The following is a 19,208-nucleotide window of genomic DNA, read 5'->3' on the forward strand; positions in this document are numbered from 1 at the left end:
TCAGGCTTGGACTTTACTTTGTCGTCGGTCTGATTGTACGAGATCTAGTGCTTCGATATGTCGGCGCAACATCGGCAATACCGTGGTCAATTGTAAATAAGGATATGTGGCAAAATTGTCGCTTCCGCCTTTATAGATGACCGCCCGATCGAGAACGCGCCATCCTTGTGTCGTCCATTGTTCGAGCGTCGCCTCACAAAAAGAAGGCACGGATTGAATCGCCCAATAGGCTTGTAGCTGCCCTTCCGCCATCGACGGACGAACGGTGATGATGGGGCATGGTAACTGGTTCAAACGACTCGACTCGATTGGCCCGGTCTCATGAATCACGAGCAGCTTCGGTGCGAGTCGTTCGAGCCACATGAGCGTTTTGTCATCGTTCAAGGATGAGACATGGATGAGGTGATGAGGAGGAATCGGAGAATCCTGTAATGGATAACGCTCTCTCACTTCTCGAATACGCGCTTGACTCGTCCATTTCATAAATGGCGTCGCCCATCGAATATATAGATGAGTAATCCACTGTTTGAGCGACTGCGGTCGATGTTCAGTGGGACCGTCTTCTTGAATGACATGTGTCACGCCTAAATCTCGGATAGCGTGATAGACGAAAGTGGATGTATGATGGTCACTAATCATGAGTACAATCGGTCTAGTCATCTCTCGATCCCTCCATTGATCACTTTTGATCCGTCATTTCATGAATCCCTAGTTCGCATAATGCTCGTTTCCAAGAACCAAATCGTCTCGATACTTTTGCCACGCTCGGTTTATTAAAACGTTTAGCCCATTTTTGATACGTAATCGCATTGAAAGGTGTTAATACTCGATACGCTTCATATAACGCTTGTACAATCTCCGCTTTGTCTTTGGCAGGTTGTACGGTGAAATGCTCTTCTTCTAAACGCTCGACCGCTTTGACGGCGAGACTCCACGACCCGAAGTGGGTAATAATATCGCCTACCGAAGGAACACTTCGTCCTGATGCCCAGTGCCGATATTGAGCACTTGTCAGTTTTCCCTCTTCTGCCGATGCGAGTCGAAGTGCCTGAATCATATCCTTAGACTCATATCTCCTGACCTCTAACAGTCCGGATGCTTTCAGGGCATTCATCCACGTTCCATACACAGATAAAATGTCAGCGAACGTGGGAACGTCTCGATTTTGGCTCCATCGTTGATATTGTGTCACCGTGAGAGATGGAGTCAGAGATGCTGCGGTTTGAAGCGCTCGAATGATCTCTGCTTCCGTTTTCATTTCATTTCCTCCTTACACGCTTTTTTCTTTTACGAAATGGCGTGTATCTAGCACGGCCTGAATCACTTTCTGTTGCTCACCAATCGTCAAGCTCGAGCTTGATGGCAAGCAAACACCGTTTTCAAATAAGTGGCGACTCACGTCTTCCCCGTCAACCGTGACATATTCGGCATCTCGATAGAGCGGTTGTAGGTGCATCGGTTTCCAGACTGGCCGTGATTCAATTTCGGCGTCGCTCAACTGTTGAATCAACTGATCACGGCTGGCGATATCGCGTCCGACTTGCATGGCGGTCAACCAACGATTCGCACGAGAGAAAGGGATTTCTTGTTGATACGTGACATCAATCGTCGAAAACATTTGTTCATACCGACGAAAGACGTTACGTCTCGCCCGGACTCGTTGTTCGATGACCTCTAGCTGTCCGCGACCGATCCCTGCCGACACATTACTCAAGCGATAGTTGTACCCGACTTCTTCATGTTCGTAATGTAAAACGTTCTCTCTTGCTTGCGTGGCGAGTTTCAACGCATATTGGCGCTGACTGTCAGAGCCTAGCAATAGCATCCCTCCACCGGACGTGGTGATGATTTTATTCCCATTGAACGAATAGAATCCGATGTCACCAATCGTACCAGTCATCTGCCCTTTCCAAGTCGCTCCGAGCGATTCCGCGGCATCTTCAATCAATGCCACCCCAAACTCTTGGCAAATGTGACGAATCTCGCCAATCTTCGCGACCACCCCGTATAGATGAACCACGATGACCGCTTTCGGTAACTTTCCTTTCGTAGCGGCTTGAACCAATGCTTTTCGCAATGCTTCCGGTGACATGTTCCACGTTTCCTTCTCTGAATCGATGAATACCGGTGTCGCCCCGACATACAGAATGGGATTGACCGAAGCGACGAACGTGAGCGACTGACAAAAGATCACATCTCCTCTTTCAATTCCTAACGTCAACAACGCGAGATGGAGCGCCGCTGTGCCAGAACTCGTCGCGAGTGCATGCGAGTGATCAACGTACTTCCCAAGCTCTTCCTCAAAGGCGTTAACGTTCGGACCGAGTGGCGCAATCCAGTTACTTGCGAATGCTTCTTCTACGTAAGCCATCTCTCGTCCGGACATGTGCGGTTTTGATAATAAAATAGTCATGTGCTCATGTCCTCCCTCATCATCGTTTGATAGGCGTTGTACCATTCGATCGTCTTCCGTAACCCCTCGTGGAGCGGGGTGCGTGGTCGAAATCCAATCATCGCTTCTAGCGTAGGCAAATCTATTTCTTGAAAGACTTGGTCACGCATCGGTAGAAATACATGGTCCGGTTGATGCATCTGGTGTCCGATTTCGGTGAGCAGCGTTTGGACGTGTACATAATCCGAGGCATCGATTCGGAACTGCCCAACGATTGGTAAGCCTGACTGAATCAATTTGATGACGCGAACGACGGTTTCGACCACATCATCGATATAAGAGGCTTTTACAATGTCCGTTGCATAGAATCCGACCATACGATGACCTTGGTCAATCGCGAGTACCGCTTTCGAAAACAGGGTTGTCGAATCATCCCAAGGTCCGTATACATCCTCTGTTATCAGATGAAGCGCTGATGAAGAATGACGAGTCTGTTCCATTGGAAGGTCGAACGTGATGAACGACTGAATCGGCACCCGACTTTTTTGATTCATAACAAGTTGCTTCACTTGTTCGTATCGCTCTATTTGACGATGCTGATAAACGGTAGATGTTCCATTGCATAAGATGACGTGATTCGGTTCATACATCGTCACGATTTGGCGCATATGTGGCTTATGGGAGACATCTGTTCGAATGAGATGGAACAAGGGATGAGACAAGACGTATAATCGTTGTCTCGCAAGCTGCGCTTTCGCTTCTCCTTCATCATCAATCCCAATCACTTCGTATCCGTCTTTTAGTAGTCGCCTGGCAAGATGAAATCCTTTGAACGTGGATACACCGATCACCATGACACGATCCATTGCACTCCCCCCTTTAATTTCCATCGACGACCCGGATCCGCACGTGCTGGGCTGGGATAAACTCGAATCCACTTGCAAAAATTCGTTGCAGATCTCGGTCAATATCGTTACTGTTCGCGACGAATAATAATGCGTCTGTCAGTGCCGGACCGTTCTGTCGGAAGTGTTCGATTAACCGCAAGATGGGAGCGACCGATGTGAAGGGACGCGTGCAACCGACAAAGATTTTCGGGAAGATATTCGCCTCTGGGTCGAGTTCGTTTGTAGCCAGTAATTCCTCGTATAGCTTTTCACCTGGGCGAATCCCCGTCACTTCAATCGGAATTTGATCGATGGTGAACCCGCTGAGCTCGATCATCTTTTTCGCTAAATCGATAATTTTGACCGGTTCTCCCATATCGAGTACGAAGATTTCTCCACCTCGGGATAACACACTCGCTTGAATGACGAGTCGACTCGCCTCTGGAATGGTCATGAAGTAACGGGTCATCTCTGAATCCGTTACCGTGACCGGTCCTCCTTGGGCAATTTGTTCTTTGAAGAGAGGGACGACCGAACCACGGCTACCGAGAACGTTACCGAATCGAACGACAGCGAAAATCGTATCGCTTGAACGCGCTTTTTCCTGAACGATCATCTCTGCGATTCGTTTCGTCGACCCCATGACGTTCGTTGGGTTGACCGCTTTATCGGTCGATACCATGACGAATCGATCGACCCGATATTTGGAAGCCACATCGACCATATTCTTTGTGCCATAGATATTATTTTTGACTGCTTCAAGCGGGTTATCTTGCATGAGCGGAACGTGTTTGTGTGCCGCCGCATGATAGACGATTTCTGGACGATACGTTTGAAAGACGTGTTCGAGTCGCTCTACATCTTGCACATCCCCGATCACTGGATGAAGTTTCGTCTCAAGTCCAAGTCCGTTTAACTCTTTCTCGATTAAATAAATGCTGTTTTCTCCATGTCCAAAAAGGATCATCTCGGCCGGTTTGAACTTAATCAACTGACGACAGAGTTCCGAACCGATCGACCCTCCAGCTCCTGTCACGAGGACCGTTGCCCCTTCCACATGTTTCGAGATACCTGAAATATCAAGTTGTACCGGTTCTCGCCCTAACAAATCCTCGATTTTCACTTCGCGAATTTCGTTAATCGACACATTCCCGGTAGCAAGTTCGGACAACATTGGGAGTGCATGTGATTCAACGCCAGTCTTTTCAATCCGTTTCAACAATTCAATTCGTCTCGCGTGCGCAAGACTCGGGATAGAGAAAATGACGACTTCGATTCCTTGTTCTTCGATGATGCGCTCTAAATCGTCTGTCGTACCGAGAATCGGGACACCGTGTACATATAAGGAGGCGAGCATCGGATCGTCATCGATAATTCCAACCACATGGAGGACGTTCGTCCGATACTCTTTCAACTCACGTACGATGAGCTGTCCAGAGTTCCCGGCCCCGATGATCAGTGTTTTCCGGCCTTGCGGAGCAGGGTGCGGCTTGAACGTATGCAAGACGTGATGACGGGCCAAGAAACGTGTGAATAAAATCATGTTGAATGCTAATAGCCCTTGAACTGCAATCATGACACCGAGCCCGCGTCCGAATTGAAACTGGTTGTAGGCGAAGAGAATCAAGTCGCTACTAACCAACGCAATGGTTACTTGTTTCATTTCATGGATTGAAGCGTATCGCCAATCGATTCGATGAATTTTCAAAAGCGCTCCGACAAGCATGAAGCTAAACATTTTGATTGCCACCATCAGCAACAAATCGTATGTTGTCGCTGTGAACGGCATCACTTTCGAAAATAAAATGTCAAACGTCATATATAAGACGATTGAGACGATTGCGATATCGACGCAGAAGAATAATAAGTTTCTGCGATTTCTTCGATATACGTTGACGAGTGTAGCCATTGTGTATTGCACCTCCAAATGTCTAAGTTGTGTAATCGTGTTGGGTATGGTGTGCGAAGAATGCGTTGATGCTAGTAAACTACCCGAGTCGTTGTAACAAATTTAAGGATAATGCGAGCTTTTTGTTATTAATGAAATCGCTGTAACAAATAAGTTCACAAAGTTATTCTCATCTTTTCTTTCACATAATGAATAATTTTCTTCCGAGCGGGAATGGAAAGAACATACCAAATAAAATTGGATGTTGTTGACAACTGTGTTTTGAATGAAAAGGAGGAACCTGTACCGCATCGCTGTTTGACTTCTGTACGACCAACCTAACAACATACATGTTCATTCACACCAAGAGACCTTCTGAGACGCCCGTGAGCGTTCACACAAAAGGAGAGACACCAAGATGAAAAAATGGACAAGACCTCAAATCGTACAATCTTTGCAGTTGGCTGCCCAAGAATACGCAGAACTTGATTCCAAACAATATAGCGTTTGGTCTCATGACAAAAATGTCCCTTCCCTTTCCACCGTCATCCACCAATTTGGTTCGTGGCGTGAAGCCCTCGTTGCAGCACAGATTAAGCTTTCGTTTCATTATTATTCAGACGAAGATATTCTACGCGCGTTAAACAAAGCCGCAGAAGAGCTCACGCTATTCACGAGTCAAACGTACCGAGAATGGTCAAAAGTGACACGATCGCCTTCTCTCACACTCATCAGTAGTCGCTTTGGTTCATGGTCGAATGCACTCCGAGAAGCGAAGCTTCAAACGACAGCCGCTAAAAATAGTGAAGAACGCATCATCCAAGCCTTGATCGAAGCATCGGAAGAACTCGAACGCCTCACGTCTCAACATTATGCGGTGTGGGCGCAAGAACGAGGCTATCCGACCGTTGCGACCATCGCTAGAAAGTATGGTTCTTGGAGCTATGCTCTTTTCGTATTGGATATCGCTCCACCGAAACGAAAATGGGATGAAGAGGATGTGATCGAAGCGCTCCGGCTCGCGAAAAAAGAATTGCCTCATTTCAGCATCCTCCATTATCGAAAATGGGCGGAAGGACGGAACGTACCGAGTACATCGACGATTAACGTCCTCTTTGGCAGCTGGACGGCCGCTCTCAAATGTATGGAAGCGCAAAAAGTGACACAATGATGCTCCACGAACACACAAAAAAGCGCCGACTCAGGAGGAGTCGACGCTTTTTTCATGTGACGATTGCAATGTACAACGGAATACCAATCAATAAGTTGAACGGGAACGTGACCGCAAGGGAGAGTGTCAAATAAAAGGACGGTTTCGCTTCTGGGACCGAGGCTTGTAGCATCGCAGGCGCGGCGATGTATGAACCGCTCGCTGCTAACGTCATGAGAAGAATCGTTCCCCCTTCCGAAAGACCAGCGACACCCGCCGCCAAAAAGCCAACGAGTGCTCCAATCAACGGGAACAACATTCCCATCGCAACGAACTTCAGCCCATAGGTCGGTACCGTCTTCAACTGTTGCCCGACTTTTACTCCCAATCCTAATAAGAAGAGAAGCAATACCCCTGGGAACAAGTCCACAAAGAAAGGTTTGAGCGGAGTCGCGTCTGGCGTCACGAGTCCAACCACAAGACCTGCTAGCATAAGCAGGATACTCTTCGAAAATAAGCTATCTCGGAGGACAGACAACGAATTCGTCTTACCGGACGTCGCCGTAATCCCCATCACCTGCGTTTGGTTATATAACAGTAACGCTACAATCAATCCAGGGATTTCGAGCACGACGACTAAGGTCGTCATAAACGGTTCGTATCCAATCCCAAGACGCTCTAACTGCGTCGATGCGGCCACATAGGTCACGAGCGAGACGGAACCAAACGTCGCAGCCATGGCAATCCGTTCGTGGAAGGTAAACTTCAGGAGACCTCCTGCGAGAAAAGCGAGGAGCGGTAATAAAATCCCAATCAACAGCGTCACCGTCAATGGCAGTGCAATTTCTTCAAATGATACCGAGGCGAGTCCCATCCCACCTTTCAATCCAATCGCAAGTAGTAAGTAAATATTGAGCGTCGTGCTGAGTGAATCAGGAATCTTCAAGTTCGATTTCCCGACTGCGGCAATCACACCCGTCACAAACATAAGCACGGGAGCGCTCGTTAGTAAAAATAAAAACAATTCCATACATGTTCCTCCTTGGCGACAAAAAAGCGCACACCTAAAGAAGGCGTGCGCTGTATGCCGACGGCTCGACTATTCGCTCCGTCAGGCCGACAACTGTCGGTTGATTAAATTGTTCAGTAGCTCCGTAAGAAGATCTCGAAAGCACGCCTCGTGACGACTCGTCCATTCGCTCCTCTCACGTCTCTGAATTTCATTTTAAAAAGTCGACGTTCCGTTGTCAATCGGTTTGATCCCAAGGTGCGTCCAACCGAAAGACGATGAGACGCTCCCCTGTTTTCGTACTGATGTCCGTGTGGAGCGAAACAATCGAACGGCCGAGCACTTGCCCGACAATCGTTTCAAGTTGGCTCCGTCCCGATTCGACGAGATTGTTGCGGTATTTCTTCAATTGCTCGCGACCTGACGACTTGGTGGCCAAGTCATACTCGGCCGGCGTCAACACACCTTGGAGTGTAACGATGGCGAGGTCCCGAAGCAGGTCTGCCTTACACGTCAATGACCCGCGACCCAAGTATTCTTTCTCCCATTGGGTGATCCGGGCGCTCAGTTCCATTTCCAGCTGACCTTTTTTCCGCATTTACTTCACGAATCCAATCATCATCTCACGAAGAATTTTTGCTGCCGCGATGGCCGTCATATCCGACTGATCGTATGCCGGTGACACTTCGACAAGGTCTGCGCCGATGATGTCGAGGTCTGCGTTCGCGATAGCGTGTACCGCTTCTAACAATTCTTTCGTCGAGATGCCGCCGATTTCTTGTGTACCTGTCCCTGGTGCTGCTGACGGGTCAAGAACGTCGATGTCGATCGTGACATATACTTTTTTCCCAGCGAGTGTCGGTAAGACGCGCTTAAGTGGCTCGATGACTTCAAATTGATGCATGTTGTAGCCGACTTCACGTGCCCACTCAAACTCTTCTTTCATCCCTGAACGGATTCCGAACGAGTAACAGTTCGATGGTCCAATCAAGTTTGCCGCTTTTTTAAGCGGAGTCGAGTGTGAGAGTGGCTCGCCTTCATACTCATCCCGAAGGTCCGTATGCGCATCCAAGTGGAGGATGACAAAGTCGTCGCCATACACGTCGTGCATCGCTTTGATGATCGGCCATGTGACGAGATGTTCGCCACCCATTCCGAGTGGGAACTTGCCTGCTTTGACGACATCTTTGACGAACGCCTCGATCATATCGAGCGACTTCGGTGCGTTTCCGAATGGAAGTGGGATATCTCCTGCATCGTATACCGCTGCATCTGCCAAATCACCATCTAAATACGGGCTGTATTCTTCAAGGCCGATCGACACTTCACGAATCCGGTTCGGACCGAAACGTGAACCCGGACGGAAACTGACCGTCCAGTCCATCGGCATCCCGTAAAGAACCGTCTTCGCCTCTGTCACCTCTGGGAGACTGGCGATAAACACTTTACCTGAGTATGCTTCATCAAAACGTTTGATCATTTTGTCAAATCCTCCACGAATTTCGGAAGGACGAATGCCGCGTTGTGAAGCTTCGGCGTGTAGTATTTTGTTTCGATGTCATGGAAACGCTCAGCCGATACTTGTTCTGGATCGTATTTCTTCGACCCGATTGTGAACGTCCACATCCCACTCGGGTACGTCGGAACGTTTGCCGTGTACAATTTCGTGATTGGGAAGATTTCCTTCACGTCACGTTGAACCGTTTGAATGAGTTCTGGTGTGAACCACGGGTTATCTGTCTGTGCGACAAAGATGCCATCCTCTTTGAGCGCTTTCGAGATGCCTGCATAGAATCCTTTTGTGAAGAGGTTCGCTGCTGGTCCGACTGGTTCTGTCGAGTCGACCATGATGACGTCATACTCGTTTTCTGACTTCGCAATATGCATGAAACCGTCACCGACGATGACTTCAACACGTGGGTTATCAAGTTCACCGGCAATGTTCGGCAAGTATTTCTTCGAATATTCAATGACTTTCCCGTCAATATCAACGAGAACTGCCTTTTCAACTGATGGGTGTTTCATGATTTCACGGATGACACCGCCGTCTCCCCCACCGACTACAAGCACATGCTTTGGATTCGGGTGTGTAAAGAGTGGGACGTGTGCGACCATCTCGTGATAGACGAATTCGTCCTTATCCGTCGTCATGACCATCCCGTCAAGTAACAACATCGTTCCGAACTCGTCCGTTTCGACCATTTCTAGTCGTTGAAACTCCGTTTGTTCGCTCTCATAAACGTGGTTTACACGGAACGTGATCCCGTAATCTTCTGTTTGGTGCTCCGTAAACCATAATTTTAATTTTTGGTCCATCGATAGAACCCCTTTCTGTTCAAAAAGTTGTTCGTATGCGAGTGGCGTTTTGAGGCGCTTCTTAATCATACGATAGGAAGTATACAAAACCTGTACCCATTTTGCACGATTTTTTTGAAGAATGGTTCCTGAATGTGAGTTTTTTGTGAGACGTGACCGATATACTGAATGAACCAATTTTGAATGGAAAGGTGGAATAGTATGTGGTCACCCTGCGCTTCTTGTAATACAACAATTCCTTTGATTGCTCAAGGGACACTCGTCACAACATTCAAGGAATACCCGTATACATCGTTTGAAGAACTAGATGTACTCCTCACACAAGCAAACGGAACGGTATACTGTGTCGATCCTGCATCGAACCGTCAGACCCCGCCGCTTGAGGTCGAAGTATTAAAAGATCAGCTTGCCAATCGGCACATCATTGAACAGATTCAGCACGGCACGTTCGAGAGTCATCTCCAGCCAATCATCTTCCTCGATTCTACGGAAACATTCGGGTACGAGGCACTTCTCCGTAGCGGTGCCAACATCTCGCCTTATGATTTATTCCGGACGGCAAACCGTTTCGGTCTTCATTCGAAGCTCGATCAGCGGGCTCGTGCTGAGGCGATTAAAGCGACATACGAAGCCGTCGCCCCTCACCAAAAGACATTCATCAACTTCTTACCCTCAACGATTTACAACCCAGACTATTGTTTGCAGCATACGTTCGATATCATCGATCGATATGGTCTCAGTCCGGACCGTTTTATCTTCGAAGTCGTGGAGACAGAGAAGGTACATGACGTCGATCATTTGCAGCACGTCTTTTCGACATATAAAAAGCGGGGGATGCAAGTTGCGCTAGACGACGTCGGTGCAGGTTTCTCGACCATCGACATGTTGAAGCGACTCGAACCGGACTATGTCAAAATCGACCGTTCGTATGTTTCATTTTGTGACGAGGATGCCGAAAAGCGGGATTTCCTCAAAAAAGTGCGTGCGTTGACCCACTCGATGGGCATCACACTTCTCGCTGAAGGTGTCGAGCGCATCGAAGAGGCGGATGTGTGTCGTGAACTCGGATTCGACTTGGCCCAAGGGTATTTCTTCGGAAAACCGGCTCCTGCGAAAGAGCACGTCATCAAAACAGCATAAGCAGGTTTCGTTATTCCAAGTGTGGGCATCGACTTGATCGAGTGTCCGCACTTTTTTGTTTTTCGTATGAAGCGATTGTCGTTTTCATCACTTCGATACGGTTTCATCGTTTTTTAGGTTTCGGTCTGAGGTGTTCAGGAGATAGCATATTATAGAAGGTCGACGCGAGCGAAAGAGGTGGAGATGTAGATGAAATCATGGATTGTCAGTGGTTATGCCATCGTACTCGGAATCATCATCGGCTTAGTAAGTTGGCTCTTTTTATCCGTTGTTTATAAAGGCATACACGTTGTGTGGCATACGATTCCTGAGCAATTTGATTTTCCGTTTTATGTGTTTCTCGTACCGGTCATCGCCGGTATATGCATCGGTCTGTTGCAACGTCGATACGGTCAGATGCCCCGTCTCATGCCTGAGGTGTTAGAAGAACGAAAAGGAACGGGGCGCATCGACTATCGTTTGATTGGCTTTACGACGTTGACCGCCCTCCTCGTTCTCATCGGAGGGGCAAGTCTCGGTCCCGAGGCCGCGCTCGTCGGAATCGTCGGCGGGCTCACGACGTGGTTCTCGGAGCGCATCCGTCACGTCCGTCAAGAATTAGCGGAATTGCAAGAAGTCGGTCATGCCGTCGTGCTTGGGATTGTTTTCAACGCGCCACTCTTTGGTGCCATTGCGGCGGAAGAGAGCGAGCAGAAAAAGCAACCGATGCTGAACCTGCTTGCGACACTCGCCGGAATCGGGACATTTTATTTACTCAATCAACTTGACGAACGTCCACCGTTCATCATTAAGTTCCCTGCGATTGAAAGTGTCCAGATCAATTGGACGATGTTATTCATTATTCTTGGCGGCATGGTTCTCGGCTGGCTTTACTTGGTCAGTGAACATGCATTGATGCGCCTCTTCTCAAATGTGCCTATTCTAATCCTCACAACGCTCGGCGGCGTCGGAATCGGGATCATGGCTCTTCTTTATCCGAACCTCCTCTTCTCTGGAGAAGAAACGATTCTCGAATATGCAGAAGACTGGCAACTCATCCCGCTATACACTCTTCTTCTCTACAGCGTGTTGAAACTGCTCTTTACGGCATTCTGTCTAGCGACCGGCTGGCGCGGTGGTCATATTTATCCGCTCCTCTTCTCTTCGTTCACACTCGGTTATTTTTTCAGTCTCTTGTTCGAACTCGATATGACATTTTCAGTCGTTCTGACGACGAGCGCTTTACTCGCCACGGCGATGCGACAACCGTTGGCCATCATCGTGTTACTCGTGCTCTTTTTCCCACCGAATAGTTGGCTCTATGTATTTGCGGTCGTGGCCATCGTTTCTAAAATTCCACTTCCCTCATTCATCCATCCGCCAGTGAAAGCTTGATTTTAGATGTTGAAAAAAGGGTAATGGATGTATAGTTATGCAATCTGTCGAAAGGAGGAACGGTTGTGAGCGAATACGAAATGGCCATTGAAAACCTAATTGACGCAGTTAGCTCGGATTGGATCAGCATTATTTTAGCTATTTTAGTCGTGATTATGGGGATTGTCGTTTTCATCTATGTCGTCATGACAATCGTCGACATGTTTTTATCCAAGGACATCGTCTGGGGAATCGTTGAAGTCATCGCTCTATTCGTAGGACTGGCAGTGCTCTTGTCCGTCTTCTATTACTGGAATCGAAATCGGGTCAAAGCACAGTTCGGTCTCTTCCTCGTCTTGTTCTCTCTCGCAGTAAATGTGTACTTCTTCGTTCGTTATGCGGACGAAATCAATGCTGTCCTGAACAGCGTTTACTAAAAAACGAGGGGGATCCCCCCCTCGTTTTCATCGTCTATGGAAAGGTGGTGTTTCCTTTGAAACGTCGCGTCATTCAACTCATCATCATGATCATCAGCGTCATCTTGCTCGTCGGTCTCTTGTTTTGGCTCGATGTCCTCGTTCCCGTACTAATCGGGATTGCCATCGTCGCACCGCTCGTCGTCGGTTGGCAGATTTTATTTGACCAAGTACAGCCCCAAGGGAAGCTCGCCTGGTTATTAACCGTATTCTTCATCCCGTTCATCGGCGTCTTGGCATGGGTCATGTTCGGCCGCACGCCGCGTCGCCATCGACGCTTTAAACGGACCTCGTCAGAAATCCGGATGCTAAAACAAGCAATCGAGAGTGAAAAAATCGAGACGTCTCCTGATATCGTGTCTGCTTATCCGTTGACACGGACACTTGAAAAATTAGGAGCAAGCGGTGCGGACGCTCACACGTCGACGACTCTCCTCGTCAACGGCGAAGAAAAATTCGAGGCGTTATTAGACGCCATCAACGGTGCAACCGATCATATCCACATTCAATACTATCTATTTAGAACCGATGAGATTTCACTAAAGGTCCGAGATGCACTTATCCAAAAATCAAATGAGAACGTCATCGTTCGCTTTTTATATGACGGACTCGGTAGCCAAGAAATCGGGGAAGACTTTATCCAGCCGTTACGGGAGTCCCGTGTCCACGTCCAAGCGTTTGACCCGGTCTTGCATCCATACCTCGTTTTCAATGCCAACTTCCGTAACCATCAAAAATTGATTGTCGTGGATGGGCGAATCGCACTAACAGGCGGGTTGAACGTCGGTGATGAATATCTAGGGAAAAATGAGAAGCTCGGTTTCTGGCGTGACACGCATCTACGTCTCGAAGGTCCCATCGTCCGAGAACTTCAACAGCTCTTCGTCGAGAACTGGCTGTATGCGGGTCAAGGGACAATCGATGAGACTTGGGATTTATTCGCAGACGAAGAACATCTCTCTCGATACTTTGTGAATGAACCGAAAGGACAGAATGGGGCGACACAACTGCTCGTTACGTCACCTGGTAAAGATGTGACGATTCGTGACGGGTTGATGCGTCTGTTGATGGAGGCAAAAGAGTCGATCTGGCTCACCACCCCATACCTCGTTCCTCCACCTGAACTGTTGGCGATTCTCGAAGTCGCAGGTCGTAGCGGTATTGATGTGCGCATCGTCGTACCGGGCAAGGGAGACGAATGGTTCAGCTTCCATGCGACCGAGTATTATTTCGAACAGCTGTTGAAGCGGAACATTAAAATTTATAAATACAATCGCCATTTCATCCATGCGAAAACGCTCCTGATCGATGGCAAAGTTGCCCTCGTCGGGTCAGCCAACTTCGACTTCCGGAGTATGTTTCTGAATCACGAGATGATGATCGCCCAATTCGATACGACGTCAATCCAACAACTTCACGAAGCCTTTTTAAAGGATTTTGAAGAATCGATTTTAATCGACTGGGCTGTGTTACGGAAGAAAACGACTGGTAAGCGTTTCGTCGAGGCGTTTTGTCATATCTTCTCGCCTCTTCTCTGACGCATTCGCCAGACAAGATAAGAAACTCCGACGAGACCGACCAAGAGCAATTGCCATCCGACCGTCAATTGCATCGCTGCCGTCACCGCCAGCCCTTCCATGATGAGGGCAGGCACTTTCCCAATCGTACTTGCGACCGCGAACGAGGCGAGTGTCATACGACTGAACGCTGCCGATAACGTGACGAGTCCAGACGGCACGAACGGCATGAGACGCATGCCAAGGACGAGAAACCAGGCCTCGGCTCCTGTGGCCTCTCGGAGTCGCTGAAACCGGCCACCGTCCGGGGACGTATAGCGGTGCAGCGCTTTTCGGTACAACACGAAACTGCCGATAGCTCCAACTGCCTCGCCGACAATCGAAACGAGAATACCGGGTACGAGACCGAGGACGCTCACGTTGATCGCCGTCAAAAAAGCGCTCGGCAGCACCCCGGCTACCGCAATCACACTATTTAATATGATGCTTATAACTAAAAATAAAGGAAGCGGGAGCAGTTCCCATTCCATAACCATCACTCTTTCTATTCACAAAATAAGGGACCATGACGCGTTGTCATGGTCCCTTACTATATCATAGCGATGATGAAGAGGTCGCGCCTGCTTCATCCCACGAGTCTTCGTCGACTGGTGGTAGATGTTTTTCTTCCAATTTCGAAACGACAACCGCACATGCCGCATCCCCCGTGATGTTAACAGATGTGCGAAGCATATCGAGAATACGATCGACCCCGATAATGAGAGCGATTCCCTCTACCGGCAAGTTGACCGACTGAAGAACGAGGGCAAGCATGACAAGCCCGACTCCTGGTACACCCGCTGTCCCAATTGAAGCGAGGACCGCCGTAATGACGACCGTCAACAATTGAGTCATTGTTAAGTCAGACGCGAACACTTGCGCGATGAAGATGGTAGCAACACCTTGCATGATGGCTGTTCCGTCCATGTTGACCGTTGCCCCGAGTGGTTGCACGAACGACGAAATCGAACGTGGAACTCCGAGTTTCTTCTGGGCGACTTCCATCGATACCGGAAGCGTCGCATTCGACGAAGATGTCGAGAATGCGAATGTCATCGCCTCATAGAAGTTTTTGAAGAAGAACACTGGGCTCATCTTTCCGATGAAGTAAACGGCTGCCCCGTATACAATCGTTGCGTGTAAGAAGAGCGTCAAGACAACGGCAATCATATACCATGCCATGGCGACGACCGCATCGAGACCGATGCCTCCGATTGCCGAAGCAATCAATGCGAATGCGCCGTATGGAGCGAGCTTCATAACGAGATGAATCAAGTACATCATGATGCGGTCGCCTTGTTTGACGAATTGACGCCATGTCTTCGCTTTGTCACCAAGGGCAATCAATGCGAATCCAATCAATGCCGCAAAGACGATGATTTGAAGCATATTTCCTTCAGCGAGTGCCGTAATCGGGTTCGTCGGAATCATATTGACGAATGTCTGTACGATATTTGACGATTCCTCGGTCGCTGTTGATTCAAATTCAAGACCTGTTGTTTGGAAGTCCCCACGCTCCCCTGGTTGTAAAACAGATGCGACGCCCATCGCTAACATAATCGCGAGTGCTGTCGTCGCTAAGAAGAACAAAATCGACTTCGTCCCGACTCGACCTAGCTCTTTCGGGTCCCCGAGACCCATGACGCCTAAAATAATCGAGAAGAAGACAATCGGCACGACTAACATTTTAATCAGATTCAAAAAGACCGTTCCTACCGGAGATAAAATATACGGATTCACAATCTCATAAATTGAATCCGGCAATCCCGCCAATCCGAGACCAACTACAACACCTAGCGCGAGACCGATTAAGATTTTTTTTGTTTCGCTCATCGTATCACCCTTTCTTTTTTTCACAATGTAGTCAGTATATCATAATACTGAATTTTCATACAATTACAAATGAATATCTCTTCAGTTACATAATTTCCTGTTACTCCCAAAAATGCGAAACAAAAAAGATTGGAGACGAAAAATTCGTCCAATCTTTTTACTCGGCACCTAAGCGCTCGAGCTCTGCATGAAGTTCAGTCGAGTTCGTCCAAATTTCTGGACGATGTTCTTGCAAGAAATTCGCCAATACGCTGCGGGACGGAGCGTCCATCATGTCGATTAAAATCCGACCCTTCAACGATTTGTCCATCTGATTGACGTGATAAGGCAATAGTTTATAGCCTCGTCTCGCTTCGACATCTACCAACATGTCACATGCGGCGACGCCGCCATAGTAAAAGCCTTCTCGTTTCCGACCGACCGTCACCCAAACGATCCAGTACGGTTTCCCATTCGGTACCGCTTCTTGGTCCGTCAAAAACTTGATACGCTTCTCGATGGCAGACTTGGCGTGCATCGCACCCATATCGATTGTCGCCGTGCCCGCTTCGACATCGATGATGACCGGGGACATGTTATTTAAACTAAGCGAACCGACACCAAAACCGCCGTGCCCGTCCGTCGCATCGTCTGAAATGATATTAAAATTAATGTCTTTCATGTTCCACCCTCCCTCTCTACTGTACACAATGATATAGGACGGTGGCAATCCTGAGTCACGTCCAGTCGATTTGGAAACGTCTTCCCGGTCCAATGTGACGGATGAGCGTGCGGTCCATTTCAATGACCCGACCGATGACGTTGACCCGTTCATCTGTCGGCAAATCCCGCTTCGTTACTTGCAGTTCTCCCGCATAACGTCCATATCGTTCATTGTCCATCGTGATGCTACCGAGCAGTCGTTCTTCTGTATTTTGCGGTTGAATCAAATGGTCCCCGGGTCGTCCGTAAGCTCTCGATTCAACCGAACGAATGACATCTCGGGCTGGGTCCATCCGGTTCGTATGCAGTGTCGGTAATGAATCGACACCGTACTCTGAAGTTGCATGAAGGACGATGACCCCTTCATCGTACGCCTGAAATTGTCGCATCGCCTGATTGGACACGCGCGGGTCACCAATCAAAATCCGGTCGACCGTCGCTTGTAAATCGATATAACACGAAAGCGGAGACTGATGGCGGTGCGCCTCGAGTGTCGGTAACGTCTCATGAAGCGGACCACGCAATTGTTCATCTCCAGGGATAAACGCTTGTACCTTGATTCCTTGCGCATGTAACCAGCCGTTTCTCTCGTTAAACCAGGAGCGGTCGAGCCCCGTCTCAGGTCGTGGATAAAAGTTATGCCACGCTTCGACGTGGTCACGCTGTAACCCTTGCCGCACCATCTCTTCAAACTCTGTTTCCGTGAGCGTACTGGCATTGAGCGCAACCATCATATGTCGTGACAAGTCGGCCACTTGTTTCGGTGTGACGCCATAGTCGACACGTAACCCCGTGACGCCCCAGTCCAACAGTGTATGGGCATCATTCCAGCCTTTCCCGAGCGCCTGTAGAGATGACGGGGCGATGTCTGCCACGAGTTCCATGTTTAGGCGTCTTGCCAATTCCCCTAACTGCTGGAGCCGTCCTGTATATAACGTCGAATCGTCTTCCGGAATATGAAGCGACGTGAAGATGCTCGTGAACCCGCTCTCTCGCATGCGTTCGATCCAATCAATGGACGCAGACGTCAATTCCTCACTTAAGTAAACAGAAATCCCTCTCATCTATTTCCCTCCTCACAAAACGTATAGAAAAAGATGACTCGACCGAGCCATCTTTGTTTGTCAAATCCCATCCGCCATCTCTTCTTTGAAGCCGAAGAAATAAGTGAACAGGAAGCCTGCCGTATACGAAATCAATAGTCCGGCGACATACGTCAAGTACATCCCGTCATCAATCAGCGGCGTAAGAGATAGACCCGATACGCCAATTCCAAGTGCAGCCGTCTTCATCGTTGCTTGGAAGGCACCACCGACCGCGGCGCCAAGACATGCCGTTAAGAACGGACGTCCGAGCGGAAGCGTGACCCCGTAAAGGAGCGGTTCACCGATTCCGAGGAAACCGACCGGGATGGCCCCTTTGATAATATTACGGAGTCGTGGGTTGCTTGTCTTCACAAAAATCGCAAGCGCCGCACCAACTTGACCGGCACCTGCCATCGCCAAGATTGGAAGAAGCGCAGTCGTCCCGACCGTATTCAACAGTTCTAAATGGATCGGCGTCAAACCATGGTGTAACCCGACCATGACGAGTGGTAAGAAGAAACCGGCCAAAAGTGCCCCCGCGACAGGTCCCCCGAACTCAAGCGTCGCATTAATGCCTCGCATGATCCCATCTGACAATACACCCGCGACCGGCATGATCGCATAGAGCGCCGTAAATCCGACGATGAGGACTGTGAAGAGTGGTGTGAAGATAATATCGATCGATACCGGCATGAAGCGACGAATGTGCTTCTCGATATACGTCATGAGCCAACCGGCAAAAATGACACCGAACAAGCCACCGCGTCCGACGACGAGCGGTTCCCCATAAATCACGATGTCCGCGAGGAGCGGGTTGAACAGAATCCCCCCGGCAATCGCCCCGAGCACCGGTGTGCCCCCGAACTCTTTCGCCGTGTTCCACCCGACGAGGATGGCTAAGTATGCGAAGACTGTGCTACCGAGAACGAGTAAAATCTGCATCCACGTCTCCGTCCGGTCGACACCGGCGTTGACAGCAAAGTTCGCCGCACCGTTGATGATTCCTGAAGCGACAAGACCCGGAATGAGCGGGATGAAGATATTCCCGAGTCGACGGAGGAATCGTTTAAACGGTGACTTTTGCTTCTCTTTTACTTTTTGACGTTCGACCGCTGCGCGTTCCTCTGGCGTCAAGTTCACGTCCACCGACTCTTCTCCGATCGCAAGGCCTGTCTCATGACTCATATAATCCGCGACCCGATTCACCGTTCCTGGACCGACGACGATTTGTAGCGTCTCATCATCGATGACCCCCATGACGCCATCAATTTTCTTCAAGGCGTCAAGATCGGCTTTGATCGGATCCTTCAACGACAACCGGACACGCGTCATGCAGTGAGCAAGTTGACGAATGTTCTCTTTCCCCCCGACATGTGCGAGGATGTCCTGTGCTAAAACCTCTTCTTTCTTCATCTCGATTT

At 48.9% G+C, this 19,208-nt stretch carries 19 protein-coding genes; 5 read left to right on the plus strand and 14 right to left on the minus strand.

Annotated elements, in window-relative coordinates; all coding sequences use genetic code 11:
- Genes PJK55_RS09495 through PJK55_RS09515 form a run of 5 tightly spaced genes read right to left on the minus strand, consistent with a single transcriptional unit; the run spans position 1 to position 5,188 of the window.
- On the minus strand, positions 1 to 660 hold the full coding sequence (locus tag PJK55_RS09495; protein ID WP_271305605.1) for a hypothetical protein: 660 nt from the start codon (positions 658 to 660) through the stop codon (positions 1 to 3).
- Positions 661 to 679: 19 nt separating this feature from the next.
- Positions 680 to 1,258, minus strand: a complete 579-nt coding sequence (locus tag PJK55_RS09500; RefSeq protein WP_271305606.1) for a hypothetical protein — start codon at positions 1,256 to 1,258, stop codon at positions 680 to 682.
- Positions 1,259 to 1,270: 12 nt separating this feature from the next.
- Positions 1,271 to 2,413 carry an aminotransferase class I/II-fold pyridoxal phosphate-dependent enzyme gene (locus PJK55_RS09505; protein ID WP_271305607.1) on the minus strand — a complete coding sequence of 381 codons (1,143 nt, stop codon included), beginning with the start codon at positions 2,411 to 2,413 and terminating at the stop codon, positions 1,271 to 1,273.
- On the minus strand, positions 2,410 to 3,258 hold the full coding sequence (locus PJK55_RS09510) for an NAD-dependent epimerase/dehydratase family protein (RefSeq protein ID WP_271305608.1): 849 nt from the start codon (positions 3,256 to 3,258) through the stop codon (positions 2,410 to 2,412). The genes PJK55_RS09505 and PJK55_RS09510 overlap by 4 nt, the downstream gene beginning before the upstream one ends.
- A gap of 13 nt (positions 3,259 to 3,271) precedes the next feature.
- Complete coding sequence (locus tag PJK55_RS09515; protein WP_271305609.1) at positions 3,272 to 5,188, minus strand: polysaccharide biosynthesis protein; 1,917 nt, start codon at positions 5,186 to 5,188, stop codon at positions 3,272 to 3,274.
- Positions 5,189 to 5,585: 397 nt separating this feature from the next.
- Between PJK55_RS09515 and PJK55_RS09520 the strand changes: the two genes are divergently transcribed.
- Positions 5,586 to 6,338 (plus strand): homing endonuclease associated repeat-containing protein, encoded by a 753-nt coding sequence (locus tag PJK55_RS09520; RefSeq protein WP_271305610.1) that lies wholly within the window; start codon positions 5,586 to 5,588, stop codon positions 6,336 to 6,338.
- 52 nt (positions 6,339 to 6,390) lie between these two features.
- On the opposite strand, the gene PJK55_RS09525 is transcribed toward PJK55_RS09520, so the two are convergent.
- The 4 genes from PJK55_RS09525 to speE all read right to left on the minus strand — a co-directional run bounded on the left by PJK55_RS09525 (position 6,391) and on the right by speE (position 9,642).
- Positions 6,391 to 7,347 (minus strand): sodium-dependent bicarbonate transport family permease, encoded by a 957-nt coding sequence (locus PJK55_RS09525; RefSeq protein ID WP_271305611.1) that lies wholly within the window; start codon positions 7,345 to 7,347, stop codon positions 6,391 to 6,393.
- Positions 7,348 to 7,564: 217 nt separating this feature from the next.
- Positions 7,565 to 7,924, minus strand: coding sequence for a DUF2294 domain-containing protein (locus PJK55_RS09530; RefSeq protein ID WP_031422162.1), 360 nt, complete (start codon positions 7,922 to 7,924; stop codon positions 7,565 to 7,567).
- Positions 7,925 to 8,806 carry an agmatinase gene (gene speB / locus PJK55_RS09535; RefSeq protein WP_074035764.1) on the minus strand — a complete coding sequence of 294 codons (882 nt, stop codon included), beginning with the start codon at positions 8,804 to 8,806 and terminating at the stop codon, positions 7,925 to 7,927.
- Positions 8,803 to 9,642, minus strand: coding sequence for a polyamine aminopropyltransferase (gene speE / locus PJK55_RS09540; RefSeq protein WP_012727429.1), 840 nt, complete (start codon positions 9,640 to 9,642; stop codon positions 8,803 to 8,805). The genes speB and speE overlap by 4 nt, the downstream gene beginning before the upstream one ends.
- Before the next feature lie 201 nt (positions 9,643 to 9,843).
- Between speE and PJK55_RS09545 the strand changes: the two genes are divergently transcribed.
- The 4 genes from PJK55_RS09545 to cls all read left to right on the plus strand — a co-directional run bounded on the left by PJK55_RS09545 (position 9,844) and on the right by cls (position 14,149).
- On the plus strand, positions 9,844 to 10,782 hold the full coding sequence (locus PJK55_RS09545; protein WP_271305612.1) for an EAL domain-containing protein: 939 nt from the start codon (positions 9,844 to 9,846) through the stop codon (positions 10,780 to 10,782).
- 189 nt (positions 10,783 to 10,971) lie between these two features.
- Complete coding sequence (locus PJK55_RS09550; protein ID WP_271305613.1) at positions 10,972 to 12,156, plus strand: chloride channel protein; 1,185 nt, start codon at positions 10,972 to 10,974, stop codon at positions 12,154 to 12,156.
- A gap of 65 nt (positions 12,157 to 12,221) precedes the next feature.
- Entirely contained in the window at positions 12,222 to 12,572 is a 351-nt protein-coding gene (locus tag PJK55_RS09555) for a hypothetical protein (protein WP_074035622.1), read from the plus strand.
- A gap of 47 nt (positions 12,573 to 12,619) precedes the next feature.
- A complete protein-coding gene (gene cls / locus PJK55_RS09560) occupies positions 12,620 to 14,149 on the plus strand; it encodes a cardiolipin synthase (protein ID WP_271305614.1) in 1,530 nt (509 codons plus the stop codon).
- On the opposite strand, the gene PJK55_RS09565 is transcribed toward cls, so the two are convergent.
- The 5 genes from PJK55_RS09565 to PJK55_RS09585 form a co-directional block, all read right to left on the minus strand.
- The gene (locus PJK55_RS09565; RefSeq protein ID WP_271305615.1) at positions 14,125 to 14,658 is read right to left on the minus strand and encodes a TVP38/TMEM64 family protein; all 534 of its coding nucleotides are present in this window, start codon (positions 14,656 to 14,658) and stop codon (positions 14,125 to 14,127) included. The genes cls and PJK55_RS09565 overlap by 25 nt on opposite strands.
- 64 nt (positions 14,659 to 14,722) lie before the next feature.
- Positions 14,723 to 16,000, minus strand: a complete 1,278-nt coding sequence (locus PJK55_RS09570; protein ID WP_214784869.1) for a dicarboxylate/amino acid:cation symporter — start codon at positions 15,998 to 16,000, stop codon at positions 14,723 to 14,725.
- A 157-nt stretch (positions 16,001 to 16,157) separates the two neighbouring features.
- Complete coding sequence (locus tag PJK55_RS09575) at positions 16,158 to 16,661, minus strand: YwhD family protein (protein WP_271305616.1); 504 nt, start codon at positions 16,659 to 16,661, stop codon at positions 16,158 to 16,160.
- 55 nt (positions 16,662 to 16,716) lie between these two features.
- On the minus strand, positions 16,717 to 17,766 hold the full coding sequence (locus PJK55_RS09580; RefSeq protein WP_271305617.1) for a DUF871 domain-containing protein: 1,050 nt from the start codon (positions 17,764 to 17,766) through the stop codon (positions 16,717 to 16,719).
- A 60-nt stretch (positions 17,767 to 17,826) separates the two neighbouring features.
- Positions 17,827 to 19,200, minus strand: coding sequence for a PTS transporter subunit EIIC (locus PJK55_RS09585; RefSeq protein WP_271305618.1), 1,374 nt, complete (start codon positions 19,198 to 19,200; stop codon positions 17,827 to 17,829).
- Positions 19,201 to 19,208: the final 8 nt, after the last annotated feature.

This window comes from Exiguobacterium sp. MMG028, from assembly GCF_027947425.1.
Classification (GTDB): domain Bacteria; phylum Bacillota; class Bacilli; order Exiguobacteriales; family Exiguobacteriaceae; genus Exiguobacterium; species Exiguobacterium aestuarii_A.